The sequence below is a fragment of the Azospirillum sp. UENF 111221 genome (genome assembly GCF_058780625.1).
The window spans coordinates 648,082-673,920 of the sequence record NZ_JBSNCH010000003.1; the positions used below are offsets into that span (position 1 = coordinate 648,082).

20 protein-coding genes and 1 pseudogene are annotated in these 25,839 nt (G+C 69.5%); 14 read left to right on the forward strand and 7 right to left on the reverse strand.

Annotated features, from left to right (window positions below; translation table 11 throughout):
- The first annotated feature begins 11 nt into the window (after positions 1–11).
- Genes ACWPN3_RS11090 through ACWPN3_RS11100 form a run of 3 tightly spaced genes read left to right on the forward strand, consistent with a single transcriptional unit; the run spans position 12 to position 2,279 of the window.
- Entirely contained in the window at positions 12–1,127 is a 1,116-nt protein-coding gene (locus tag ACWPN3_RS11090) for an imelysin family protein (protein ID WP_492242819.1), read from the forward strand.
- 2 nt (positions 1,128–1,129) lie between these two features.
- Positions 1,130–1,603 carry a hypothetical protein gene (locus ACWPN3_RS11095; protein ID WP_492261374.1) on the forward strand — a complete coding sequence of 158 codons (474 nt, stop codon included), beginning with the start codon at positions 1,130–1,132 and terminating at the stop codon, positions 1,601–1,603.
- Positions 1,485–2,279, forward strand: a complete 795-nt coding sequence (locus ACWPN3_RS11100; protein WP_492261428.1) for a DUF1513 domain-containing protein — start codon at positions 1,485–1,487, stop codon at positions 2,277–2,279. The genes ACWPN3_RS11095 and ACWPN3_RS11100 overlap by 119 nt, the downstream gene beginning before the upstream one ends.
- A gap of 51 nt (positions 2,280–2,330) precedes the next feature.
- On the opposite strand, the gene fghA is transcribed toward ACWPN3_RS11100, so the two are convergent.
- Together fghA and ACWPN3_RS11110 are read right to left on the reverse strand one after the other, a co-directional pair.
- Complete coding sequence (gene fghA, locus ACWPN3_RS11105; protein WP_492242821.1) at positions 2,331–3,182, reverse strand: S-formylglutathione hydrolase; 852 nt, start codon at positions 3,180–3,182, stop codon at positions 2,331–2,333.
- Between the two features lie 84 nt (positions 3,183–3,266).
- Positions 3,267–4,385, reverse strand: a complete 1,119-nt coding sequence (locus ACWPN3_RS11110) for an S-(hydroxymethyl)glutathione dehydrogenase/class III alcohol dehydrogenase (protein ID WP_098738560.1) — start codon at positions 4,383–4,385, stop codon at positions 3,267–3,269.
- A 186-nt stretch (positions 4,386–4,571) separates the two neighbouring features.
- Here ACWPN3_RS11110 and ACWPN3_RS11115 point away from each other — a divergent pair, with 186 nt between their 5' ends.
- Positions 4,572–5,471, forward strand: a complete 900-nt coding sequence (locus ACWPN3_RS11115; RefSeq protein WP_492242823.1) for a LysR substrate-binding domain-containing protein — start codon at positions 4,572–4,574, stop codon at positions 5,469–5,471.
- A 15-nt stretch (positions 5,472–5,486) separates the two neighbouring features.
- On the opposite strand, the gene ACWPN3_RS11120 is transcribed toward ACWPN3_RS11115, so the two are convergent.
- From ACWPN3_RS11120 to ptsP, 5 genes are all read right to left on the reverse strand, one after another.
- Positions 5,487–5,804, reverse strand: coding sequence for a hypothetical protein (locus tag ACWPN3_RS11120; protein ID WP_492242824.1), 318 nt, complete (start codon positions 5,802–5,804; stop codon positions 5,487–5,489).
- A gap of 156 nt (positions 5,805–5,960) precedes the next feature.
- Positions 5,961–7,553, reverse strand: a complete 1,593-nt coding sequence (locus tag ACWPN3_RS11125; protein ID WP_492261375.1) for a PTS fructose transporter subunit IIC — start codon at positions 7,551–7,553, stop codon at positions 5,961–5,963.
- A gap of 7 nt (positions 7,554–7,560) precedes the next feature.
- Positions 7,561–7,734 carry a hypothetical protein gene (locus ACWPN3_RS11130; RefSeq protein ID WP_492261376.1) on the reverse strand — a complete coding sequence of 58 codons (174 nt, stop codon included), beginning with the start codon at positions 7,732–7,734 and terminating at the stop codon, positions 7,561–7,563.
- Between the two features lie 70 nt (positions 7,735–7,804).
- Complete coding sequence (gene pfkB, locus ACWPN3_RS11135) at positions 7,805–8,779, reverse strand: 1-phosphofructokinase (protein ID WP_492242826.1); 975 nt, start codon at positions 8,777–8,779, stop codon at positions 7,805–7,807.
- On the reverse strand, positions 8,776–11,319 hold the full coding sequence (gene ptsP / locus ACWPN3_RS11140; RefSeq protein WP_492242827.1) for a phosphoenolpyruvate--protein phosphotransferase: 2,544 nt from the start codon (positions 11,317–11,319) through the stop codon (positions 8,776–8,778). The genes pfkB and ptsP overlap by 4 nt, the downstream gene beginning before the upstream one ends.
- Positions 11,320–11,577: 258 nt before the next feature.
- Between ptsP and ACWPN3_RS11145 the strand changes: the two genes are divergently transcribed.
- The 10 genes and pseudogenes from ACWPN3_RS11145 (at position 11,578) to ACWPN3_RS11190 (ending at position 25,833) form a co-directional block, all read left to right on the forward strand.
- Positions 11,578–12,591 (forward strand): LacI family DNA-binding transcriptional regulator, encoded by a 1,014-nt coding sequence (locus ACWPN3_RS11145; protein WP_492242828.1) that lies wholly within the window; start codon positions 11,578–11,580, stop codon positions 12,589–12,591.
- A 518-nt stretch (positions 12,592–13,109) separates the two neighbouring features.
- The gene (locus ACWPN3_RS11150) at positions 13,110–14,495 is read left to right on the forward strand and encodes an oligosaccharide flippase family protein (protein WP_492261377.1); all 1,386 of its coding nucleotides are present in this window, start codon (positions 13,110–13,112) and stop codon (positions 14,493–14,495) included.
- 41 nt (positions 14,496–14,536) lie between these two features.
- Positions 14,537–16,384, forward strand: coding sequence for a glycosyltransferase (locus ACWPN3_RS11155; protein WP_492242830.1), 1,848 nt, complete (start codon positions 14,537–14,539; stop codon positions 16,382–16,384).
- Positions 16,381–18,585: a hypothetical protein gene (locus ACWPN3_RS11160; RefSeq protein WP_492261378.1), complete on the forward strand. Its 2,205-nt coding sequence runs from the start codon at positions 16,381–16,383 to the stop codon at positions 18,583–18,585. Before ACWPN3_RS11155 ends, ACWPN3_RS11160 begins: the two co-directional genes overlap by 4 nt.
- 127 nt (positions 18,586–18,712) lie before the next feature.
- Positions 18,713–18,898 (forward strand): annotated as a pseudogene (locus tag ACWPN3_RS11165) (Wzz/FepE/Etk N-terminal domain-containing protein); the annotation flags it as partial.
- 298 nt (positions 18,899–19,196) lie between these two features.
- On the forward strand, positions 19,197–20,930 hold the full coding sequence (locus ACWPN3_RS11170; protein ID WP_492242832.1) for a GumC family protein: 1,734 nt from the start codon (positions 19,197–19,199) through the stop codon (positions 20,928–20,930).
- 52 nt (positions 20,931–20,982) lie between these two features.
- Complete coding sequence (locus ACWPN3_RS11175) at positions 20,983–22,155, forward strand: glycosyltransferase (protein WP_492242833.1); 1,173 nt, start codon at positions 20,983–20,985, stop codon at positions 22,153–22,155.
- Positions 22,152–23,162, forward strand: a complete 1,011-nt coding sequence (locus tag ACWPN3_RS11180) for a glycosyltransferase family 2 protein (protein WP_492242834.1) — start codon at positions 22,152–22,154, stop codon at positions 23,160–23,162. The genes ACWPN3_RS11175 and ACWPN3_RS11180 overlap by 4 nt, the downstream gene beginning before the upstream one ends.
- Positions 23,159–24,661 carry an O-antigen ligase family protein gene (locus ACWPN3_RS11185; RefSeq protein ID WP_492242835.1) on the forward strand — a complete coding sequence of 501 codons (1,503 nt, stop codon included), beginning with the start codon at positions 23,159–23,161 and terminating at the stop codon, positions 24,659–24,661. Before ACWPN3_RS11180 ends, ACWPN3_RS11185 begins: the two co-directional genes overlap by 4 nt.
- A complete protein-coding gene (locus ACWPN3_RS11190) occupies positions 24,646–25,833 on the forward strand; it encodes a glycosyltransferase family 4 protein (protein WP_492242836.1) in 1,188 nt (395 codons plus the stop codon). The genes ACWPN3_RS11185 and ACWPN3_RS11190 overlap by 16 nt, the downstream gene beginning before the upstream one ends.
- Positions 25,834–25,839: the final 6 nt, after the last annotated feature.

The following is a 25,839-nucleotide window of genomic DNA, read 5'->3' on the forward strand; positions in this document are numbered from 1 at the left end:
GGATTGATCGTATGCGACGCCGCATAGTGCTGGGACTGATGTCGGCCGCCGCTGCCGTGGCGGCCCTGCTGCCGCGGACGCCGGCCTTCGCCGCCCGCCAGTCGGACAAGGATGCCGCCTTCCTGGGCGGCATGGTCCGCACCCATGCCCTGCCCCGCTTCGATGCGCTGGTGACGGCAGCCACCGCCTATGCCGATACGCTCGACCGTTTTGCCGCCGGCCCCACCGCCGCCGGGCTCGATGAGGCGCGCGCCGCCCATTTCAAGGTCACCGACGGTTGGGCCGCCGTGCAGCATCTGCGCCCCGGCCCGCTGACCATGAATCTGCGGGCCGACCGCATGTCGTTCTGGCCGGAGCGGCCGGGCGTGGTCCAGCGCCAGATCGGCCAGATCCTGCGCGACCATGATCCCAAGCTGCTGGAGCCCGGCGCGCTCGCCCGCCAGAGTGCCGCCGTCCAGGGGCTGACCGTGCTGGAGCGGCTGCTGTTCGACGAGGGCGTCACCGCCGACGGCTTCACCGGCAGCGATGCCAAGCAGTACCGCGCCAGGCTCGCCGCGGCCGCCGCCCGCAACATCGCCGCCATCGCCACCGATGCGCGCGACGGGTGGAAGGAGCTGGAGGCGCCCCTCGCCGCCGGACAGTCGACCGTTCTCGGCCCCAATGCTTCGGAAGCGGTGAACACGCTCTACGCCTCAGCCATCACCGCGATGCAGGTGGTGATCGACCAGAAACTGATCGCCCCGCTCGGCACGAGCATCGAGGATGCCAAGCCGACGGTGGTGGAGGCGCTGCGCAGCGGCCGGTCGCTGCGCAATGTCGTGCTGAACCTGGAGGGGCTGCGCGCCCTGCTGATGGGCGAGCATGGTGGTCCGGGTTTCGTCTCGCTGCTGCCCGCCAACGACGACGGCGCCACCGCCAAGCAAGCCATCGATGAAAGTTTCGCCTCCGCCATCAGCGCTGTCGAGGCGGTCCCCGGCCCGCTTAACAAGGCGGTCACCGATCCCGCCGCCCGCAAGAAGACCGAGAGCGCGCTGCGGTTGGTCAAGGCGGCGCGGGTGGAGATGCTGGGCACGCTGGCGCCGCTGCTGGACATCACTCTCGGCTTCAACGAATTGGACGGAGACTGACGATGGCGGTCGACCGCAGGAACATCCTGAGTCTGCTGGCCGGGAGGGTTTTCGGTGGGCGCGTGCTGTCAGGCGCCGGCCTGTCGGGTGGGCTGCTGGCGGTGCTGACGGGCAAGGCCCATGCCGCCGACGCCGACACGCTCTACCTCAACGCCTATGCCACCGCCGGGGCGGAGCCGAGCTTCGGCGTCGCCGCACTCGACCGCACCGGCAAGGTGCTGTTCACCACCGCCACCCCCGGCCGCGCCCATGGCATCATGCCCCGGCCCGGCATGGCGGAGGCCGCCGTCTTCGCCCGCCGGCCCGGCCGCTGGTTCCAGAACGCTGTCGCTGGCGGACGGCACCCCCGGCCCGGTGGTGCGGGCGCCGGACGACCGCCGCTTCACCGGCCATGGCGACTATTCGGCCGACGGTCGCACCCTCTTCGTTGCCGAGGACGATGTGCCGCGCGAAGAGGGCGCCATCGGCATCTATGACGCCACCGACAATTACCGCCGCATCGGCGCCATCCCCACCCATGGGCTGGGGCCGCACGAGTTGATCCTGATGCGCGACGGCACGACGCTGGCGGTCGCCAACGGCGGCGTCATCACCCACCCCGATACCGGCCGGGCCAAGCTGAACCTCGACAGCATGGACAGCTCGCTGACCTATGTCGACGCAACCACCGGCAAGCTGCTCGACAAGGTCCGGCTGCCGGAAGAGCACGCCAACCTCGGTATGCGCCACATCGCCCTGCTCGAGGATGGCGGGATCGCCTTCGGCGTGCAGGACGAGCGGCCCATCGGCATGCTCCAGCCGCTGACCGGCGCCCACCGTCCCGGTGGCGGCGCCATCCGCCTGTTCGACACCCCGGAGGATGTGCTGTCGCGCATGCAGGGCTATATCGGCAGCGTGGCGTCGGACGGCAGAACCGTGGCGGCCAGCTCGCCGATGGGCGGGATCATCGGGCTGTGGGATGCGGCGAGCGGGGCTTGGCTGGGCTCCACCGCGCTGGCCGACGGTTGCGGTCTGGCGCCGAACGGCGACGGTTATCTGGCAACCAGCGGGCTCGGCGTGATCGAGCCGGTCTCGGTGAGCGCCGAGGCGGGACCGGAGCGCAAGGCGCCGGCCTTCCGCTGGGACAACCACCTGACGCGGCGCGTGGCCTGACGGAAGGCCTCGAGGCAGGGGGCGAGTTTTGCCCCCTGCCCGTTCGGCATCTCATGCCAGCAGCGCCGCCGCATGGTGGCGCAGATGGTCCTCGATGAAGGTGCTGATGAAGAAGTAGCTGTGGTCGTAGCCCGGCTGCATCCGCAGCGTCACCAAGTGACCGACCGCCTCCGCCGCGGCGACCAGCGTCTCCGGCTTCAGCTGCGCCTCTAGAAAGCCGTCGCGGTCACCCTGGTCGATCAGGATCGGCAGCCGCTCGGCGGCAGTCTCGATCAGCGCACAGGCGTCCCACTCCAGCCAGCGGTCGCGGTCGGGGCCGAGATAACGGCCAAAGGCCTTCTCGCCCCAGGGCACCGCGGCCGGGTTGACGATGGGGGCGAAGGCCGACACCGCCTTGTAGAAGCCCGGATGTTTCAGCGCGCAGACCAGCGCGCCATGCCCGCCCATCGAATGGCCTGCGACCGACCGCTTGTCGGTGACCGGATAATTTGCCTCGACCAGCGCCGGCAATTCCCGCGTCACATAGTCGTGCATCCGGTAATGGCGCGCCCAGGGCTGTTCGGTCGCATCGACATAGAACCCGGCGCCGAGCCCGAAATCCCAGGAATTGTCGGGGTCGCCGGGCACCCCCTCGCCGCGCGGGCTGGTGTCGGGAGCGACGATGGCGAGACCAAGCTCCGCCGCGACGCGGAAGGCACCGGCCTTCTGGGTGAAGTTCTCGTCGGTGCAGGTCAGTCCCGACAGCCAGTAGAAGACCGGCACCGTGGCGCCGGATTCCACTTGCGGCGGCAGAAAGATCGCGAAGGTCATCTCGCAATCCACCGCCGCGGACTGGTGCCGCACCCGCTTCAACCGGCCGCCGAAGACGCGGGTTTCCGACAGGGTGGTCAGGGGATCGGTCATGGAAGCGCCTTTTGAAAAACGATGGCCGGAAGGCTCCCTCCCCCGGTCCAGATAGAGGGAGCGAGGGAAAGAGCCAGCGTCACCTCACTGGTTGTACAGGATGACCGAGCGGATGCTCTTGCCCTCATGCATCAGGTCGAAGGCATGGTTGATGTCCTCCAGGCCCATGGTGTGGGTGATGAAGGTGTCCAGCTCGAATTCGCCGCGCAGATAACGCTCCACATACTCCGGTAGCTCCGACCGGCCCTTGACGCCACCGAAGGCGGAGCCGCGCCAGACGCGGCCGGTGACCAGCTGGAACGGACGGGTGGCGATCTCCTCGCCAGCGCCGGCGACGCCGATGATGACCGACTCGCCCCATCCCTTGTGGCAGCATTCCAGGGCGGCCCGCATCACCTTGACGTTGCCGATGCACTCGAAGCTGTAATCGACGCCGCCGTCGGTCATCTCGACCAGGACTTCCTGGATCGGGCGGTCGAAGTCCATCGGGTTGACGACGTCGGTGGCGCCGAGCTGCTTGGCGATCTCGAACTTCGACGGGTTGACGTCGATGCCGATGATGCGGCTGGCCTTCGCCATGGTGGCGCCGATGATGGCCGACAGGCCGATGCCGCCCAGCCCAAAGATGGCGACGGTCGAGCCCGGCTCCACCTTCGCGGTGTTCATCACCGCACCCATGCCGGTGGTGACGCCGCAGCCCAGCAGGCAGACCTTCTCAAGCGGCGCCGCCTTGTTGATCTTGGCGAGCGCGATCTCCGGCAGGACCGTGTATTCGGAGAAGGTCGAGGTGCCCATATAGTGGGCGATCTCCTTGCCCTTCAGTGAGAAACGGCTGGTGCCATCGGGCATCAGGCCCTTGCCTTGGGTGGCGCGGATCGCCTGGCACAGGTTGGTCTTGCCGGACAGGCAGAATTTGCACTTGCCGCATTCCGGCGTGTAGAGCGGGATGACGTGGTCGCCCACCGCCACCGACGTGACGCCCGGGCCGACCTCCACCACCACGCCGCCGCCCTCATGGCCGAGGATGCAGGGGAAGACGCCTTCGGAATCCTTGCCGGACAGGGTGTAGGCATCGGTGTGGCAGACACCGGTGGCGACGATGCGAACCATCACCTCGCCGGCCTTGGGGGCCGCGACCTCGACCTCTTCGATCTCCAGCGGACGGTTGGCTTCCCAGGCGACGGCGGCGCGCGACAGAACCATGTGGGTTTCCTTCCCCAAGTCGGATTGGTCCCGAGAACGGGTTTGCCCCGAAAGCGGGTTTGCCAATGAGGATTGGCATTTGATTTCCGCAGTGTAGACCGCGACCGGTCATTGCCAGAACGGCGATTTCGGGAATAGATTTTTGCCGTATGGGGATAATGGCCCGATGGCCCTGGGAGAATGTCCATGAGCGGCTGGGACGGCATCGACGAATTCATGGCGGTGGCCGAAACCGGCAGCTTCTCCCGGGCAGCGGAGCGGCTGCGCGTCTCCTCCTCCCATGTCAGCCGCAGCGTGGCGCGGCTGGAGGACCGGCTCCAGGCCCGGCTGTTCTACCGCACCACCCGCAAGGTCAGCCTGACCGAGAGCGGGCGCGCCTTCCTCGCCCGCTGCCGGCGGCTGGCGGAGCAGCGCGACGACGCCTTCCTGGCGGTGGGCGCCTTGCAGGGCGGCAGCGACAGCGATGTGAAGGGGGTGCTGCGCATGACCTGCGCCACCGCCTATGGCGAGCAGTTCGTCATGCCGCTGATCAACGACCTCATGGAGCGCCACCCGCAGCTGAGCATCGAGGTGGAACTGACCAACCGGCAGCTCGATCTGGTGCAGGAAGGCTACGATCTGGCGATCCGGCTTGGCCGCCTCAGCGAATCGAGCCTCGTGGCGACGCGCATCGCCCCGCGCGTGATGCATCTGTGCGCCGCCCCGTCCTATCTGGAACGCCACGGCAGCCCGGACAACCTGACCAGCCTCGGCTCCCACCAGTGTTTGGTCGGCACCTCCGACCACTGGCTGTTCGACGACAACGGCCAGGACTGGCTGTTCCGGCCGCGGGGCCGCTGGCGCTGCAACAGCGGCTTCTCGGTGCTGGACGCGGCTTTGCGCGGGTTTGGGCTCTGTCAGCTGCCGGATTATTATGTGCGCGGCCCGGTGGCCGAGGGACGGCTGGTTTCCCTGCTGGACCGCCACCGGCCGCCCAATACGGCGGTGTGGGCGGTCTATCCGCAGAAGCGGCATGTTCCGGCGAAAGTGCATGCGGCGATCCGGCACCTGAAGGACGGGCTGGCGCGGCGGCAGGAGTACCGGTGACGATAACGGGTCCGCTCAGCCGTGATGGCGCAGATAAGCGCGCGGGTTGCACTCCTCCCCCAGCGCCATGGCGCGGGCGCGGTGGATGTGCTGCATCAGCACGTCGCGGAATTCCTGCGCCGTCAGGTCGCTCCATTCCGGCGTCTCGTTGGCGAAGGTCATCTGCGCGGCGGTCGCCTCGAACAGGCGCAGCCATTCATCCGCCTTGCCGGCCGGATTCTCGTCCTTGCGGAACATCTCCGCCATCATCTTGGTCATCAGCGTGCCAAGGGCCAACAGGTTTACATGCAGAAGCATGTTGCCCAGCATCACATCAGGCTTTTCGTCGAGCATGGATCGGTCACTCCGGGCGATGTCATGACCGATCCCACGGGCGGAGCCGCAAAAGCTGGCGCGGATTCTTCGGGTGGAGAGAAAAAGAAAGCCCCTCCCCACGGAAGCGGAGAGGGGCCAGTTTCGGGAGGACGCCCGAGAGGAAAGGAATAGGGATCAGGCGTGCGCGCCGGCCTGCTGGACCACCGGCTTCGGCGCTGCGGCGGCGGCGACCGGCTTCTTCAGGATGCGCAGGGCGACGGCAGTCACCACCGTGCCGACCACCAGAGCCACCACATAGCCGAGCAGATGCGTCACTGCATTGGGGATCGGCAGGACGAAGACGCCGCCATGCGGCACCTTCAGCTCGGCACCAACGGCCATCGACATCGCACCGGTCAGCGCGCCGCCGATCATCAGCGCCGGGATGACGCGCAGCGGATCGCGGGCGGCGAAGGGAATGGCGCCCTCTGTGATGAAGGCGATGCCCAGGACCGCGGCGGCGTTGCCGGCCTCGCGCTCCTCTGCGGTGAAGCGGTCGGCGAACAGCTTGGTGGCGAGCGCCAGACCCAGCGGCGGCACCATGCCGGCGGCCATGGCGGCGGCCATCGGGGTGTAGACCTGGGAGGCGATCAGGCCGGTGGAGAAGGCGTAGGCCGCCTTGTTGACTGGACCGCCCATGTCGAAGGCCATCATCGCCCCGATCAGCAGGCCGAGCAGGATGGCGCTGCTGCCCTGCATGCCTTTCAGCCAGGCGCTCATCCAGGCCAGTGCCTCGGCGACCGGGGTGCCGACGACATAGATCATCAGCAGGCCGGTCAGCAGCGAGCCCAGCAGCGGCAGGATCAGGACCGGCTTCAGCCCTTCCAAATTGCGGTGCAGCTTGATGTGACGGTTGAGGAAGGCGGTGCCGTAGCCGGCGATGAATCCGGCGACGATGCCGCCCAGAAAGCCGGCACCGATGCTGCCGGCCAGCATGCCGCCGACCATGCCGGGGGCGATGCCGGGACGGTCGGCGATGGAGTAGGCGATGTAGCCGGCCAGCGCCGGCACCATCAGGGCGAAGGCACCCTTGGCGCCGATCTGGAACAGGGCATAGCCCAGCGTGCCGGCGTTGGATTCCTCGTAGACGTAGATGCCGCCCAGCGCGAAGGCCAGCGCGATCAGCAAGCCGCCCGTCACCACGAAGGGCAGCATGAAGGACACGCCGGTCATCAGGTGCTTGTAGGGGCCGGTGCGCTGGGCCGAGCGCTCGGCCTTGCCGGCGGCGACGGCATCGGCCAGCGGGACCGCGCCGCCAGCGGCGCCATGGGTCTTGGCCTCGGCAAGGGCACGGTTGACCAGGGCCTTGCCGTCGTTGATGGCGGGCTTGGTGCCGCTGAGGAACACGCGCTTGCCGGCAAAGCGAGACAGGTCGATCTGGGTGTCGGCGGCGATCAGAACGACGTCCGCCTCGCGGATCTCGTCGTCGGTCAGGGTGTCGCGCGCACCGACGGAGCCCTGGGTTTCCACCCGGACCTTGTGGCCGAGCGCGGTCGCCGCCTGCTGGATGCCCTCGGCCGCCATGAAGGTGTGGGCGATGCCCGTCGGGCAGGAGGTGATGGCGACGATCCGGCGTGGACCGGCTGCCGCATTTGCAGACGCGGAGGATGTGGACAACGCCTTTTCCAGCACGGCGGCGGGATTGCCCAGCACCTCGTCGAGCGAGGCGGTGCTGCGCTTCAGCGCGGCGAAGCGTCCGTCGTCGAAGTCGCCGCTGCCGACCAGCATCAGCCCGTCAGCCGCGGACAGTGCGGCGGCGTCGAGCGGAGACTGGATGCCGAGGCTGGTGCGAAGTCTCCACCTGGATGCGGTGGCCGGCCTTTGCCGCCGCCTTGCGCAGGGCCTCGGCCGCCAGAACGGCCTGGGTGGTAAGATCGCCCGCTGCGATCACGGCCAACAGGGTCGCCATTGTTTCCTCCTGGCGGGTTCGAGCCCGCGCCTGTCACTGCGTTGATTTCAGTCCGATGGTGCCGGAAATCTCAATCGATCGGGGTCAGGGACACCTGGGCGGCCAGCGACCGCACCGTCGACGGATCGGGCAGGTTGGGGCCGAAACAGCCGAGCTTGGCGGCGGCGAAGGCCACCGAGAGCCGGGCGACATCCTCCAGTCCACCATCCTGCTGGAAGGCCGCGATCAGTCCGGCGACCATCGCGTCGCCTGCGCCGACGGTGCTGAGCGCCTGGACCGGCGGCAGCCGGCCGTGCAGGGCGCGGGCGCCATCCCCATCGCTACCGACGAACAGCGCACCGTCCGCCCCCAGCGACACCACCACCACCGACACGCCGCGGCGATGCAGATCGCGGGCCGCATCGAGCAGGTCGGCGTTCGTCGGCAGCGGCCGGCCGGCCCAATCCTCCAGCTCGTGCCGGTTTGGTTTGATGCAGTGGGGCAGCGCACCGGTGGAAGCCAGCGCCGCCGCCAACGGCGCCCCGCTGCTGTCCAGCACGACGCGGGCGCCGGCTGCCGCCAGATCGGCGGTTAGGGCGGCGTAGGTTTTGGCGGGCAAGCCTTCCGGCAGGCTGCCGGCAAGAAGCACCGGCGTGCCCGGCTCCACCAGCCCCAGCACGGTCTCGCGGACGCGGTCGACGGCGGCCGCATCGGCACTCAGGCCCGGCAGGTTGATGTCGGTCGTATCGTTGGCCGCGAGGTCGGCGATCTTGATGTTGACGCGCGTCTCTCCCGGCAACCGCAGGAAAGCGTCGGCGATGCCCTTGGCCTGGAACAGCGCCTCGAAAGGCGCGGCATTGCCGGTGCCGAGCAGGCCCGTCGCGGCCACCGGCGTACCCCAATCGGCGAGGCAGCTGGCGACGTTCACGCCCTTGCCGCCGGCATTGTGGCGAACCGCCTTGGCGCGATGGACACTGCCGGGCTTCAGCGCCTCGACCATGATGGTCTGGTCGATGGCCGGATTCAGCGTGACGGTGACGACTGACTTCAAGCCGGATTTCGTCATGACGCTTCCCCTTCCAGCGCCCGCACCTCATCTGACGATTCGCAATCCAGCGCCCGCTGGGCCAGCGCCCGCAGGCCGGCGAGGTCGCTGTCGCGCAGCTTGTCCTTGACGCCGGGGATGTCGCGCGGGGTCATCGACAGCTCGCGCACACCCAGCCCGGCCAACAAGGCGGCACCGAACGGATCGCCGGCGATGCCGCCGCAGACGCCGACCCAACGGCCGTGCTTCTCCGCCCCTTCCACCGTCAGGCGGATCAGGCGCAGCACCGACGGGTGCAAGCTGTCGGCCTCCGCCGCCAGTTCGGGGTGCTGGCGGTCGATGGCCAGCGCGTATTGCGTCAGGTCGTTGGTGCCGATGGAGAAGAAATCGACATGGCGGGCCAGCACGTCGGCCTGGATGGCGGCGGCCGGCACCTCGACCATGATGCCCAGCGGCACCGCCGGGGCGTCCAGTTCGGCCCGTATGCGGTCGCAGACGGCGCGCAGCGTCTCGATCTCGCGCAGCGTGGTGATCATCGGGAACATGATCAGCAGGGCGCCCGGCTTCGCTCCCTTGGCGGCGCGGTAGAGCGCGCGCAGCTGCGGCTCCAGCAGTTCGGGATGGCGCAGCAGCAGGCGGGCGCCGCGCACGCCGAGGAAGGGATTCTCCTCATGCGGCAATTGCAGATGCGGCACCTGCTTGTCGCCGCCGATGTCGAGCGCGCGCACGATCAGCGGGCGGCCGTCCAGCGCCTCCAGCATGGCGCGGTAGGTCTCATACTGCTCCTCTTCGCTGGGCGCATCGCCGCGCTCGAGGAACAGGAACTCGGTGCGCATCAGGCCGACGCCCTCGCCGCCCTGCGACAGGGCCATCGCCACCTGATCGGGACGGTTGACGTTGGCGCCGATCTCCACCGTGTGGCCGTCGCGGGTGCGGGCAGGCAGGCTGCGCCGCTCCTCCTGCTGGGCCTTTTTGACACGCTGCTCGTCGATCCAGCCATGGGCGGCGGCGATGTCGGTGTCGGAGGGGTCCAGATAGAGGCGGCCGGACTGGCCGTCGAGGATGGCGGTGGTGCCGTTGGCGAGCCCGGTCAGTGCCGCACCGCCTGCGACCATCGCCGGCAGGCCCAGCGTGCGCGCCAGGATGGCGGTGTGGGAGGTCGGGCCGCCCTGCGCCGTCGCCAGACCGATGACGCGGCCCATGTCGAGGGCTGCGGTGTCGGATGGCGACAGGTCGTCGGCGACCAGGATGCAGGGGGTGTCCGGCAGGTCGCGGATGGAGCCGCCCCGGAGGTCCGGATCGATGCGGGTCAGCACCCGGCGGCCAACATCGCGCAGGTCGGCAGCGCGGCCGGCCAGCACCGGGTTCGGGTTGGCGGCGAGCTTGGCGGCACTGCGCTCCACCGCCTCGTTCCACGACCAGCCGGGACCGTGCCCTTCGACCATCAACTGGCAGGCCAGCGTGATGACGTCGGTGTCGTTCAGAAGCTCCGCCTGGGCAGCGAAGATGCCGGCCTCGGCCGGTCCAAGCCGGCGGGCGGTGTCGTCGGCCAGCGCCTTCAGCTGCTGGCGCGTCAGGTTCAGCGCCTCATGCAGGCGGTTGCCGCCCTCCAGCAGCGGGGCCGGACGGTCGGGAACGGTCAGGTCGGCCTTCGGCATCACGTGGACCGGGCCGATGGTCAGGCCCGGGCTGGCGCCGATGCCGACAACCACGGGCATCTCGCGGCCGCCATTCGTGCCGCCGGCGGCCGGCGGGGTCCAGCCTTGCACCACGGCCTTCGCCTTGCGCGCCGCGGCGGCGGCGTCCGCCTTTTCCCGTGCGCTGAGGCCGGTGATGGTGGCGCGCAGCCGGTTCAGCACCGCGCGGGCGTCGGGCCCGTCAGTGGACACGGTGATGCGGTCGCCCGGACGCAGGCCCAGCTGCAGCAGCGCCACCAGCGTCTTGCCGTCGGCGCTCTCCCCGCCATGGCGGACGCGGACCCGGCCGGACGCGGCCCGGGCGCTCTCGACCCAGGCGGCAGCGGGGCGGGCATGCAGGCCGGTCGGATAATCGACCACCCACTCGAAGCTCTCGGCAAGGTCGCCGGCATCGGCGGTGGAGGGGGCCGGCGATGCGGTCTCGTCGGACAGCGCGGCGACGAGATCGGCGGGGTTGCCGGTGGTGAACAGGGCGGTCAGCCGCGCCTCGTCCTGCATCAGGCGGGTCAGGCGGCGCAGGATGGCGATGTGGGCGTCCGACTGGGCGGCGATGGCGACGACGAGACGGGCGGTCTGCCCGTCGTTCCACACCACGCCGTCCGGCACCTGCAGAATCGCGATGCCGTTGCGGCGGACCAGATTGCGGTCGTCCACCATGCCGTGTGGGATGGCGACGCCATGTCCGAGGAAGGTGTTCGCCACCGTTTCGCGCCGGATCATGCTGTCGGCATAGGCGGGGTCGATGCAGCCCGCGGCGATCAGCAGCTGCGCCGCCTCGCGGATCGCCGCCTCCTTGCCCGCCGGAGCGGCGCCGAGGCGGATCAGATCGGGGGGAAGGCTCAAGGGGTGCGTGTCGGTGAGCATGGCGACCGTCTCCTCCGCGGGCTTTTGTTTGTGCTGTTGAACCAAGTGAAAACGATTACAGTTCGGTTGTCAACGCTTGTTGCGTTGCAACATATGGGTTTTCCTGGATGAATGGCTTGTCAGTCGGACAAAAATGAAGGATGGTTTGCCGAGGCTACTGGAAACGTTTTCAGAAAATACCCCGCCCTGGTCATCTTCGGCCCATGCGGCTAAGGTCGCCTCCCCAATCGGGCACCCTTCCACACGATCGGTCTGGACATGAGCGTCTCGGGAAAAACCGTCGGCATCAAGGACGTGGCCCTGGCCGCCGGCGTGTCGGTCGCCACCGTGTCACGCGTGCTGAGCAACGGTCCGGTCAGCGACGCCCTGCGCAGGCGGGTGGAAGATGCGGTGCGCGCCACCGGCTACCGCCCCAACCTGTCGGCGCGGCGGCTGCGCTCGCAGCATTCGCAGACCATCGGGCTGGTGGTGTCCGACATCCGCAACCCCTTCTTCACCGCCGTCAGCCGCGCGGTGGAGGATGCGGCCTACCGCGCCGGGATGCGCGTTATCCTGTGCAACAGCGATGAGAATCCCGAACGGGAGGAGTTGTACCTGCGCCTGATGCAGGAGGAGCGGATCACCGGCCTGATCTTCGCCCCCACCCGGGCGACGCTCGACCGGCTGGACGGGCTGGATCTCGATTTCCCCGTCGTGCTGATCGACCGCAATGCGCCGACCGGCCGTCACGATGCCGTGGTCCTCGACAACCCGCGTGCCGCGGCGATGCTGGTGGAGCATCTGCATGGCCAGGGCTATCGCCGCATCGCCGGGCTGTTCGGCAACACCAGCACCACCGGCCAGGAGCGCCATGAGGGCTACCGCGCCGCCATGACCGCCCGCGGCCTCGCCCCGGCGGCCCGCTTTCTCGCCCCCCATGCCGATGCGGCGGAAGAGGCGGTGGTGGCGTGGATGTCGGAGCGCGAGCGGCCGGAGGCCTTCATTGTCAGCAACAGCCTGTTCCTGATGGGCGTGGTCAAGGCAGCCCGCCGGCTCCATCTGCCGATTCCCGACGGTCTGGCGGTCGCCGGCTTCGACAATGAACCCTGGACGGAGCTGGTCGGTCCCGGCCTGACCGTCATCGAACAGCCGGTGCAGGACATTGGCCAGTCCGCAATGGCCCTTCTGTTCGAACGGCTGGAGGCGCCGGACCGTCCCAGCCGCCGCCTCATTCTCGGCGGCACCTGCATCGTGCGCGGCTCCACCGCCGCACGGATGGCCGCGGCCGACTGAAGACGCCCATCAATGGCGTCAGGCGGCGATCCGACGACGCCATGCGGCGGGGCGCAACGGCGCCTCCCCCTCCCCTCCCGTGTGCGACCGGCCCAGCAACGGGCTAATCCCGATGCCGGAAAATGGGCGTCGCCGATAACCGCTGCCCGAAAGATACGCTAGGTCAGACAGTCCTCGCCAACGGATGTTCAAAGAAAAATACTCCCCTGGTGTGTGGGAAGAACAGTTCCGAAAGCGGCGTTGACCCTGGACCAACACCCCACTACCGTCCTGTTTGCAACGCACAACAAAAATGCGCGTCGGATCAAATAACGGCCGCATTTTACGATTGTTCCTCTTCCCGATAACTTTTGAATTTGTCGAACAATGTTGGTGATGCGAACTATTTTTCGCCGGCAAAAGTAGGCAAGTGAAAGCCGCTTCAAATCGGGAGTGGGGCTGCAATCAAAACAGGAGTTCCAGAACGACAGGTTACGCAGTGCGCGGGATTCAGGGCCATCAACGGGGGTGACGGCGCGATGCTGAAGGATTTGACCGGACGGAAGGCGGCGGCAAAGCAGAACAGCTTCGCCCGGCATGGCGTGGCGACGGTGCTCGTCACCGCCACGACGATGGCGCTGGGGCTGCTGACCGGGATCCTGGTCGCCCGCACCATCGGTCCGGACGGCCGGGGAGCGCTGACCGCGGTGCTGACCACCGTGCAACTGCTGGGCTGGCTGTTCGGCATGGGCTGCGGCAAGGCGGTCACCTATGCGCTGTCGCGTGACCATGCCGCCGGCGGCCGCCTGCTTAGCACCTGGACCCTGATCCTGCTGCCGGTTGCGGCGGTGGCGATCGGCGTCGGCTATCTGCTGCTGCCGACGCTGCTGGCGGCACAGCCGGCGGAAACGCTGGCGCTGGCGCGGCTCTACCTGCCGATGATCGCCATGGCCCTGCTGTCCGAACTGATGCTGGGCCTGATCCTCGGCGATCAGGATTTCCGCAGCTTCAACGCACTGAATTTCCTTCAACCGGCCGGCGTTGCCATCGTCTATGCCGCGCTGTGGGCCACCGGCCAATTCACGGTGGAGGCCGCCGTCATCGTCCAGGCGGCGATGAGCACGCTGGTGCTGGTGGTGGCGACCGGGCTGCTGGTCCGCCGCCACGGCATCGGCCGCCCCGACCCGGCGCTCGGCCGGCAGACCGTCTGGTATGCCCTGCGCACCCACGGCGACGTGGTGGGCGGCGTCATCACGCAACGGCTGGACCTGCTGATCATCCCGGCCTTCCTGTCGGCGACGCAGGTCGGGCTCTATGCGCTGGCGACCAGCCTGTCCTGGCTGATCGTCAGCCTGTCCGGCGCGCTCGCCACCGTCGTCATGCCTGCCGCCACCCGGCGGGGACAGTCGGGGCGCGAGTTGGTGCTGAACAGCCTTCAGGCGACCTTCGCCATCGGCGGTCTCCTGGGCGGCGGGCTCTTCGTCTTCGCCGACATCGCCATCGGGCTGGTCTATGGCCCGTCCTTCGCCGACAGCGCGCTGCCGCTGCGGCTGCTGCTGCCGGGCGCCATCCTCTATGCCGCCGCGTCGATCCTGCTGAACGGGCTCTATGCGGAGAACCGGCCCTTCACCGCCACCCTGGCCAATCTGCTGGGAATGGTGGTCACGCTGGCCGGGCTGCTGCTGTTCCTGCGCGGCGGCGGAATCCTGGCGGCGGCCATCGTTTCCACCGTCGCCTACACGCTGGTGTTCGCTACCGCGGCGACGCTCTACCGCCGTGCGACCGGACTGCCCTGGCGCGTCTTCCTTCCCGACCCGGCGATGCTTGCAGCCTTGCCGCGGCGCCTGTTCGACAAGCCGGCCCCGGTGACAGCCGCTCCGGCCCTTACTCCGGATGCCACCCCGGCCGGCCGCGTGGCCAAGTGACCGAACCCACCGGACATTCTTTAGGAATCGAGGAAACCGCAATGCGACTGTCGCTCTTGACGCCCGAATACCCACCCGGCGAAAAGCTCGGCGGTATCGCCACGCACACCCATACGATGGCCCGCGCACTGGCGCGGCTGGGCCATACCGTCCAGGTGGTGACTCCATGGAAGGCCGGCGGCCTGCCGGCCGGCACCTCCATCGAGGACGGCGTGACGGTGCAGCGCGTCGATCCGGGTCCGCACAGGCATGCGGTGGTCGACCGCTTCCGGACCAACCGCCGGCTGGCCGATGCCGTCCGCGCCTTCCGTCCCGACGTGGTCCATGCGGCGGAGTTCGACGCCGACGCCTGGTGGCTGACCCGCTTCAGCACCATCCCGGTGGTGACGCGGCTGGCGACCCCGACCGGGCTGGTGATGGACACCAACAGCCAACCCTGGGTTCCGCACACCCATCTGCTGAACGCACTGGAGCGCGACCAGACCCGGCGCAGCACCGCGATCTACGCCTCCACCCGCGCCATTGCCCGGCGGGTGGCCGATTACTGGCGCATCGCGCCGGAGCTGATCCAGGTCATCCCCAACAGCATCGACATCGCCGCGGTGGCGGCGAACCGGACGGCCGAACCGCCGATCCCGCTGCCGAAACGCTTCATCGCCTTCTTCGGCCGGCTGGAGGGACGCAAGGGCATCGCCACGCTGGGCCGCGCTATCCCGGGCGTCCTGGCCGCCAACCCCGACCTGCACCTGATGATGATCGGCGGCGAAGATTCGGCGAGCGCCGCCGTCATCGACCAGTTCCGCCGCGACGTCGCCCCAGTCGCCGACCGAGTCCATTTCACCGGCGCCCTGCCGCGCAACGACGCGCTGGCCGTGGTAGCGCGGGCCGAGATGGCGGTCGTCCCTTCCCTGTGGGAAAGCTTCGGCTTCGTGGTGGTGGAGGCGATGGCGCTGGGCGTGCCGGTGGTCGCCAGCGACTGCGGCGGCTTCCCCGAAATCATCGAGCACGGCCGCACCGGCTGGCTGGTACCACCGGGGGAAGCCGAACCGCTGCGCGACATGCTGATCGCCCGGCTGGCCGACCGCGAGGGGCTGAAGGCGGTCGCCGCGGCCGGTCTGGAGCATGCGAAGACGTTCGACGTCGACACGGTCGCCGCCCAGGTCGCCGTCCTGCTGGAGAATGCCAAGGCGGAACGCACCCAGGCCGCCGGCTCCGGCATCTACAACAACGGTTACCGCCGCCATTTCCGCCCCGACCACCCCACCACCCCCTTCTACCGCATCTATGACGAGAAGCGGCGCGCGGTGGCGGCGGAGCTGGAACGACTGCCGCGGATGCGCATCCTCGACGTCGGCGGCGGCTATGGCCGCATCACCGGCCCCTTCGCCGGCCGTCACGACGTGACGCTGGTCGACATCTCGCACGAGATGCTGGCGGAGGCAAAGGAGCGCTTCCCCGCCCTGACCGTCCAGCAGGCCGACGCCCGCAAGCTTCCCTTCCCCGACGACAGCTTCGACCTCGTCATCGCCATGGACCTGCTCTGCCACCTGCCGGATCTGGAAGCCGGCGTGCGCGAGTTGCAGCGGGTGGTCAAGCCCGGCGGCCGGATCGTCTGCGACACCACCAACGCCAACCCTCTGTGGGTGATCGCCTATCCCCGCTACTACCGCTGGCGGCCCGACCGGCTGCTGGCGACCATGCGCTGCCATGGCGTGCTGCCGGAATGGAAGGCGCTGGTCCGCCACCATTGGGCACCAGAGATGCGCAAGGCCATCGCCGCCACCGGCCTGACCCTGCAGAAGACCGATCACTTCGGCCCGCCGGGGGTGGCGAAATGGCACCTGTGGTGGTGCCGGCGCGGCGGCGGGACGGAGGGCCGCGCATCGTGACCAAACCGCCCCTTCTCCTCTTCCTCGCCCATGGCGGCGATCCGCACCGCGTCGCCATGGCGCCGGTGCTGGCCGCCGCGGCGGAACGCGCCGGATGGACCTTCGACCTCTATTATGACGGACGCCGCAGCGGCCGGCATTTCGGCGGTTGGGAGGACGGCAACCGCACCGAGGCGACCGGCACCGGCAGCCTGATGGCCGGCGGCCGGCATCTGGACCATGCGCTGTGGCTGACGACCTGCTTCCGCGTCGTGGCGCTGGGCGACCCGGCCTCTCCGCTTTGGCCGGTGGTGGAGGCGGGCGGCGAATGCGCCCTGCGCAGCACCGATCCGGCCGCCCTGTATGACGCCGCCTTCCGCCTGCTGGGGCAGCCGCTCCCGCAGGAGGTCGCGGTGCTGGACATGGCGCCGCAGACCCTGCTCGGCATCGTCGCGGCACCGTTCCTCTATCCGCAGCTGATGGCGGAGCCCTGCCTGGGCATCGACGCCAGTGCCGATGCCGGGCTGCGGGAACGGCTGGAGACGCTGGGCGCCCGGCGCTTCACCGGCCACTGCGTCGACCCGGTGCGCGCCCGCACCTTTCCCGGCGGTCTGGACACCGTCGAGGGCAAGGTGGCGGGGGAGAGCTATGCCAGCTTCAGCGTGGCATTGGCCCGCCGTCACGCCGCATGGGGACGCGGCACCTTGCTGGGCGACCCTGACCTGATCGCGGCGCAACTGCCGCTGGCTGCGAGCAAAAGGCTTCTGCCGCTCTATGGGCGGCCGCAGACCGACGTGATCGAGCGAGCCGCCGACCTGATCCAGGCCGGGGCGGACCCGGTCTATGGCCGGCAGTTCGACGATCACGACTTCTTCGCGCTCGGCCGTCTGGGCCGCGGCTTGCAGATCGTCGATCCCGATCCGCCCTTCGCCAGCACCGCCGCGGTGCCGCTGCGCATCGCCGCGCCGCCGCGCCCCTTCACCGACTTCGAGCCCGACGACGCCACCCTGCGCCGCTGGGCGGCGGAGGGACGGGTGCTGACCACGCTGGTCCTGTGGTCCGGCATGATCCGCGAGCTGCACTGCATCCCGCGCATTCTCGATCTGGTGGCGGCGACCGGCCTGCGCTGCGGGCTGGTGGTCACCGTCGACAGCCTGACCCAGTCCAGCCCCGCCGACCTCGCCCTGCTGGCGGTGCCGGAGGAGCGCGGCGGCGTGCTGGGCCGGGTGGAGCTTCTGCTGGGCAGCACCGGCCGCGGCGTCTGCGCCGAGGGAGAGATGCCGGGCCTCGAAAATCAGGGCGGTGAGCTGACCCGCCTGCTGGCCGATGCCCGTGCGGAGATCGCCACCATGCTGCCGCCAGGGCTGATGCCGCGCGGCTGGTGGCCGCTGGTCAACTCCCCTCTGGTGCCCGGACACACCCCGCGCCTGCATTGGGAGGAGGGCCGCCCCGTCCTGCGCATCTCCCCGCGCGCGCGCCCATCGGAAATTCCGGCAGCCAGCGTCGAGGCGGCCCCGAAAGACACGCCGCGCACGGCAAAGCGGAGCGGCGCGCCGGCGATGGACGCCCGGCGCCTGATCGGGAACGCGCTGCGCCGCTACCGGCTCGACCGCTTCTACGAGGCGTGGCGGCCCTACGACAGCGCCCGCCCCGGTCCGCTGCGGCCGGAGGTCGCCGCCGCCGTCCGCTCCGCAGGCTTCGATTACATGTGGACCAAGTCTGGTTTCGGTGCCGCCGAGGCGGTGGTGACGGACGGCGGATTTGTCGCGCTCCCCTTCACCGCCGGCGATTGGGACGGCTGGTCGCCCTTCTACACCATCCGCAACACCGCGCAGGTCCGGTCGGCGGAACGCCGCCTGACGCGCAGCGGGAAGCCGGGATGGCTGGCCTCCAACATCGATTCCATCCTGTGGATGCTGCCCGGAGAGGTTTTGGAAAAGGGACGCGCGCTGTTCCAGGTCGCCCAACTCGTCGCCAATGGCGGCGGGAACTGGGACGCTGGTCAACGTCACCCCCAACACCGTTGCCCGCTATGCCCGCATCCTGGCCGAGGCCAAGGCCGGACACGGCGCCACCGCGCCTCCCGCGCGCCCGCCGGAGGTCGGCGGCAAACGGGCACCGGAGGCAGCGCCGGAAACCCGCCAGCCCACCCGCGACCCGGCAGAGGTCGCCTGAGCCGCCCAGCCGCATCAGCAAAACCCTGCACCGTTCGCCCGCTATGAAGGAGTTGAGCCCATGGACGCACCGGAACACCGATTGCCGTCAGGCACGGCCGGTCTCGCCGCCGGCTTTGTCGCGCCGCCGGTCGGAACGGGCGCCGACAAGGTCGACGTCAGCCGGCTGGTGCAGATGCTGTGGCGCCAGAAATGGCTGATCCTCGGGTTGACCGCGGTGCTGTGGCTGCCGGCGGTGTTGCTGATCAACGCCATGACCCCGCTCTACAGCTCCTCCACCGTCGTGGTGATCGACCCGCATCCGAACCGCGTCATCAACATCCCCTCCGTTTCCGAGCCGATGGGGATCTATCTCGACACCGTCAACACCGAGGTCGAAATCCTGCGCTCCCGCGATCTCGCCGCCCGCGTGGTCGAGGCGCTGAACCTGGGGCAGGAACCCGAATACGCCGCCCCCACCAACAAGCCGGGCCTGTTCAGCCCGCTGATGGAGGAAGGCCGCACCCTGGTGACCGAGGTGGCGGCGATGCTGCCTGAAGTCTCTGGCCGCCCTGCTGACGCCGCCGCCGCGCCCGGCCGCCCCGACCGGCAACGCACAGGACAGGGAAGCCGACCGCCTGACCGAGGCGTTCCAGAAGAATCTGCGCATCAGCCCGGGCGTGCAGTCCCGCGCGATCCGCATCACGGTGGAGGCGAAGGACCCGCAGCTTGCGGCCCGCGCCGCCACCGCCGTCGCCGACGCCTATCTCGCCATCCAGGTGGAAGCGAAGCGCAAGGCCACCCAGAACGCCAGCGAATGGCTGCAAAGCCGCCTGGACGAGCTGCGCCAGGACATGACGACCACCGGCCGCGCCGCGGTCGAGGCGATGCGGTCCGAGACCGGCATGGTGAAGGGCCGCGACGCCCCGCTGGTGAACGAGGAGATGTCGGCCCTGAACGGGCAGCTGGCGGAGGCGCGCACCGCCCATGCCAATGCCCAGGCCCGGCTGCGCCAGTTGCAGTCGGTCAGGCCCGGCAACCCGGAATCGCTGACCGGCACCGACATCGGCGGCGATCCGCTGATCACCACCCTGCGCCAGCGCCAGGCGGCGCTGAACGCCCAGCTGGCGGAATTGCGGGCCCAGTACGGCGACCGCCACCCGGCGCTGAACCGGCCGACCGCGGAACTGCGCGAGCTGAACGCCACCCTCGCCACCGAAATCGACCGCGTGGTCCGCAGCCTGCGGGGCGAGGTGGAACAGCAGGTCGCCAAGATCCAGGATCTGTCCCGCAGGCTGGAGGGCCTGAGGGCGGAATCCTTCGACACGCTTCAGGCCGACGTGCGGCTGCGCGATCTTCAGCGGCAGGCAGATGCGTCGGACGACAACTACCGCCGCGCCGTCACCCGCCTGAAGGAGACGCAGGTGCTCCAGGCGTTGGAGATGACGCCGGACGTGCGCATCGTCTCGGCAGCCGCCGTTCCGGGCGGCCCGGTCGGGCCGGGCAAGGCGGTGCTCGCCGGGCTGGCCGCGGTCGTCTGCGGTGCCATCGCCACCGGCGTCGCCCTGGTGCGGACCATGCGGCAGCGCGGCGTCTACAGCTCCCATCAGGTCGAAGCGCTGCTGGGCCTGCCTGCCGTCGGCATCGTGCCGCTGCTGGGCCGGGCCAAGCGGTCCACCCAGCGGAGGGGCGGTGCCGACGACGATCCTTATTCCAACACCGGCGGCGGCGATTTCGCCGAGGCGGTCTGGCGGCTCTGCGCCCGGCTGCATCTCGTGCGCACCGGGGCCGAGCCCGCCAGCGTCAAGGGCGGCGAGGTGGTGATGCTGACCTCGTCGGTGGCGGGAGAGGGCAAGACGACGCTGGCCGTGGCACTCTCTGCCTTCCTTTCCGACACCGGCCGGCGCGTCGTCATCGTCGATTGCGACACCCGCCGTCCGGCCGTTCACCGGCTTCTCGGCGGCGTCCGCCCGCCCAAGGGGCTGACCGACCTGCTGGAAGGCGACGCGACGCTCGATCAGGTTCTGCACATCGACGACCGCCGCCGGGTGTCGGTGATCGCTGCCGGCCGGCCGGTCGACCGCCCGCAGATCCTGCTCGGCTCCAAGGCCATGCTGTCGCTGCTGGTCGAGCTGGCCGAACGCTACGACGTCGTCGTCCTCGACACGCCGCCGGTGCTGTCGGTGTCGGACGCGCTGATCCTGGCGCCGCTGGCCGACCGTGTCCTCTACGTCGTGCGCTGGGCGCGCACCGCCTCCAGCCTCGCCAGTGCCGGCATCAAGCAGGTGCGGCAGGTCGGCGGGCGGATCGGCGGGGCGGTGCTGTCGATGGTCAACGCCCGCGAACACGCGAATCTCGAATATGGCGCCCGCCCGCCCAGCGGCCGCTCCTATCGCCTGCGCCGCATCGCCTGAGACCGAACCCTTGGCCTCAGGCAAGCGCCGGTCCCTTTCTGGAGAACCCACCATGAAAGTCGCGATCGTCCATTACTGGCTCGTTGGGATGCGCGGGGGCGAGAAGGTCGTCGAAGCCCTGTGCGAGCTGTATCCGGAGGCGGACATCTTCACCCATGTCTACCGGCCGGAACGCATGTCGCCGATCATCCGCAGCCATCGGGTAACCACGACCTTCATCGACCGGCTGCCGATGGCCCACCGGATGTACCAGAAATACCTGCCGCTGATGCCGCTGGCGCTGGAGCAACTGGACCTCAGCGCCTACGATCTGGTCATCAGCAGCGAATCCGGACCGGCCAAGGGTGTGCTGACGCGGCCCGACGCGCTGCATGTCTGCTACTGCCACACGCCGATGCGCTATGTGTGGAGCGGCTATCACGATTACCTGCACTCGGCCGGCCCGATCGTCCGGCCGCTGATGCCCTATGCCATCCACCGCCTGCGGCAATGGGATCTGGCGACGGCGGCACGGGTCGACCGCTTCATCGCCAATTCGCACACGGTGGCGCAGCGCATCTGGCGGGTCTATCGCCGCGACGCCACCGTCATCCATCCGCCGGTGGAAACACAGCGCTTCGCCACCGTCACCTGCCCCGGCGGCGGCGGCGGGAGCGACCATTACCTGTTCGTCAGCCAGCTCGTCTCCTACAAGCGCGCCGACATCGCCATCGAAGCGTTCAACCGCATGGGCCGCAAGCTGGTGGTCGTCGGCGAGGGAGAGGAGTTCCGGCGCCTGAAGCAGATGGCCGGACCGACAGTGGAGCTGGTCGGCCATTGTTCCCCGGCCGACCTCGACCGCCACTATGCGTCCTGCCGGGCGCTGATCTTCACCGCCAACGAGGATTTCGGCATCGTTCCGGTGGAGGCGATGGCCGCCGGGCGGCCGGTGATCGCTCTGAACCGCGGCGGCGCCACCGAGACGGTGCGCGACGGCCTGTCCGGCCTGTTCTTCGACCAGCAGACGCCAGAGGGGCTGATCGAGGCGGTGGAGCGGTTCGAAGCGCAGGAGTCACGCTTCAACCCTGCCGCCATCCGCGCCCATGCCGCCCGCTTCGACCGCGACGTGTTCAAGGCGCGCCTGCGCGAGACCATCGACAGCTGGATGAACGGCGAGGAGGCTTCCCTGGCGCCCGAACGCTCCACGGCGATCAGCCACCGCGGACGGGAGCTGGCACCGGCATGAGCGGCGGCACCACTCCTTCCATGGCGGCCCGTCCGATCTCGCTGGTGCCGGTGGATCCCGCCGCCACGGAGCGGCTGGGCGTCACCGTGATCGTCCCCACCTACCGCCGGCCGGACCAGCTGGCCGGTTGCCTGGACGGGCTGGTTCGCCAGACCCTGGCGCCGGTCCAGGTGGTCGTCACCGTGCGCGACAGCGATCCGGAGTCCGCCGAGGTCGCCCGCCGCTACCGCCCCGCCCTTCCCGTCGAGGTCGTCGGCATCGACGTGCCGGGACAGGTCGCCGCCATCAACCGTGGCATGGACCATGCCGTCGGGGACATCGTCGCCATCACCGACGACGACGCCGTTCCGCATCCCGACTGGGTGGAGCGGATCGAAGCCTGGTATCGCACCGACACCCGCATCGGCGGGGTCGGCGGACGCGACCATGTCTTTCACGGCACCGTGCCGGAAACCGGGGAGGCGGAGATCGTCGGCCGGCTGCAATGGTTCGGCCGCGTCATCGGCAACCACCATCTGGGCGTCGGTCCGGCGCAGGACGTCGACGTTCTGAAAGGGGCCAACTGGAGCTTCCGCCGAACGGCCATCGCCGGCCAGCGGCTGAACACGAGGTTGCGCGGCAGCGGCGCCCAGGTCCGCAACGAGGTGGATTTCTGCCTGCGCCTGTCCCGTCAGGGCTGGCGGCTGGTCTACGATCCGCTGGTCGCGGTCGACCATTTTCCGGCCGTCCGTTTCGACATCGACCAGCGTGGCAGCGACCATTTCCATCCGTTGGCGCAGGAGAACGCGACCTTCAACGACACGCTGGCGCTGATGGCCCATTTCGGCCCGGCCAACCGCGCCGCCTTCGCCGCCTGGGCGATGCTGGTGGGAACCTGCGAGTTTCCCGGGCTGGCGCAATGGGCGAGGCTGCGGCTGCGCGGTGACCGGCATGCCGGGGCGAAGCTGCGCGCCACGCTGCGCGGCCGGCTGGCGGGAATGCGGGACTGGCGGGAGACGGTGGCATGACCTTCGCCACAGCCGGCCAGGACCAGAGTCAACTGTCCCATACCCATCACGGCGCTGGCGGCCTGCCGTCCCTGGGCAAGCTGGCAGCCCCGGTCTTCTGGTTCCTGGTCCTGATGCCGGTGCTGGTCGGCAAGGCTGGCCTGCTGGAGATCATCTTCCCGGTGGGGGCGCTGGCCGTCGGCGCGCTGCTGGTGACGCGCGACCCGGCCCGTTTCGCCGCCTTCACCTGGTGGCTGTGGTTCCTGACACCGGAGGTGCGCCGGCTGGTCGACTACCAGGCTGGCTGGAGCGTCATCAGCCCGGTCATGGTGACGCCCTTCGCCGTCGGCGCCATGACTTGGGCCGTGATCGCGCAATATCTGCCGATGCTGCGCTACCGCGCCTATTTCGGCTTCGTGCCGGTGATGCTGGGCATCTTCTACGCCTACCTCAACGGCATCACCCAGGCCGGTGTGGCGGCGGCGACCTTCGCGCTTCTCAACTGGCTGGTGCCGGTGACGCTGGGGCTCTATGTCGCCCTGCATTGGCCGCTCTACCCGCAGATCCGCGACGCGGTGCTGCGCGCCTTCGTTCTGGGGCTGGCGCTGGTCGGCGGTTATGGACTGATCCAGTATTTCTTCATGCCGGCCTGGGATGCCCGCTGGCTGATCAATGTCGGCATGACCAACCAGGGCATGCCGCTGCCGATGCAGGTGCGGGTGTTCAGCACGTTGAACTCCTCCGGCCCGCTGGCTTTCCTGCTGGTGACCGGGCTGGCGGTGCTGCCGGCGGCACGCGGCATCCTCGTGCCGATCGCCGGCGCGCTGGCGCTGGGGTCGCTGCTGCTCAGTCTGGTGCGGGCGGCGTGGCTGGCCGGGCTGTTCACCTTCGCCTGGCTGCTGCTGACCATGCCCGGCCGGCACCGGCTGAGGCTGGTCGCGGTCGGCGTCGGTCTGGTGCTCTGCTCCCTGCCGCTCCTCAGCGTGCCGTTGGTCAACCAGGCCATCGTCTGCCGCTTCGACACGCTGAATTCGATGGAGAACGACCGCAGCTATCAGGAGCGGCAGGAATTCTACGGCCGCTTCCTCATCCAGGCGCTGACCGAAGTGCGCGGCGCCGGTCTCGGCACCATCGACACCGCGACCAAGCTGACCAACGAGGACGGCCAGCTGGGTGCCATGGCCTTCTTCGACAGCGGCATCCTGCGCGTGCCTTACGAGCTGGGCTGGCCTGGCACGTTGGGCTATGTCGCCGGGATCATCGCGCTGACGGTGGGCATGCTGCGCCGCGGCGGGGCGCCGCCCGACCCCTTTGCCCGCTGTGCCGAAACGGCGGCGCTGACGATCCTCATCTGCATGGTGTTCGAGCACACGCTGGTGAAGGTCACGGGCGTCGGATTCTGGTTCTTCCTGGGCATGGCGATGGCCGCCAAGAACCATGGGCTCGCCACCCAGCAAGCCGCCGTCCAGCAACCCGCGGCAAGCCAATTCCAAGAGGACAAGCAATGGACGGAAGCCTGATCCTGCCCGGCACCCTGCCGGAAGAGATGCGGGAGGCCAGTGTGCTCCAGCTTGGGCTGGGCTGGTTTCCGGAAACCCATGGCGGGGCGGAGAATATGTTCTACCACCTCGCCCGCCATCTGCCGCAGCAGGGCATCGCCGTCTCCGGGCTGGTGCTGGGCACCGTCTCCGAAACGCTGGACAATGGCGCCCGCATCGCCAGCTTTGCGCCTCCCTCGGCCTCGCTGCCGCGCCGGATGGTGGCGGCCCGGGCCGCCATCGCGGAGGCGCTGCGCCGGCAGGCGCCGGACCTCGTCGCCTCGCATTTCGCGCTGAACACGGTGGGGGCCCTGCCGGCTCTGCGCAATCGCCCGATGGTCGTCCATTTCCATGGCCCCTGGGCGCTGGAAAGTGCGGCGGAGGGGGCCAGCCCGCTGGCGGTCCGACTGAAATTCATGGTGGAGCGGCTGGTCTATCACCGCGCCACCCGCTTCGTCGTGCTGTCCCGGTCCTTCGCCACCATCCTGGCCGAGCGTTATGGCGTGCCGCCGGAGCGCATCCACCGGGTGCCGGGCGGCGTCGATGCCGACCGCCACGACCTTCCCGACAGCCGGCAGCGGGCGCGCGCCCGGCTCGGCTGGCCTCTGGGGCGCCCCACGGTGCTGACGGTGCGGCGGCTGGTGAAGCGCATGGGGCTGACGGCGCTGGTCGATTCCATGGTGGAGCTGCGCCGCCGGGTGCCGGACGTGCTGCTGGTCGTCGCCGGACGCGGGCCGGAGGCAGCAGCCCTTCAGGATCGCATCGGCGCGCTGGGGCTGGAGGAGCATGTGCGGCTGCTGGGCTTCGTACCCGATGCGCATCTTCCGCTGGCCTACCGCGCCGCCGATTTGTGCGTGATGCCGTCCCAGGCGCTGGAGGGGTTCGGCCTGACCGCGCTGGAATCGCTGGCGGCCGGCACCCCGGTGATGGTCACTCCGGTCGGTGGCCTGCCGGAGGTGGTGGAGGGGCTGGACGGCGACCTCGTGCTCGCCGGGACCGACGCACGCTCCATCGGCATCGGCCTTGCGGAGGCGCTGACCGGCGTCCGCCGCCTGCCGGATGCGGACGCTTGCCGAGCCCTGGTCCGCAGCCGCTTCGACTGGCCGGTGATCGCCGCCCGCACAGCCGCGGTCTACCGCGGCGCCCTGCAATGAGCAGCC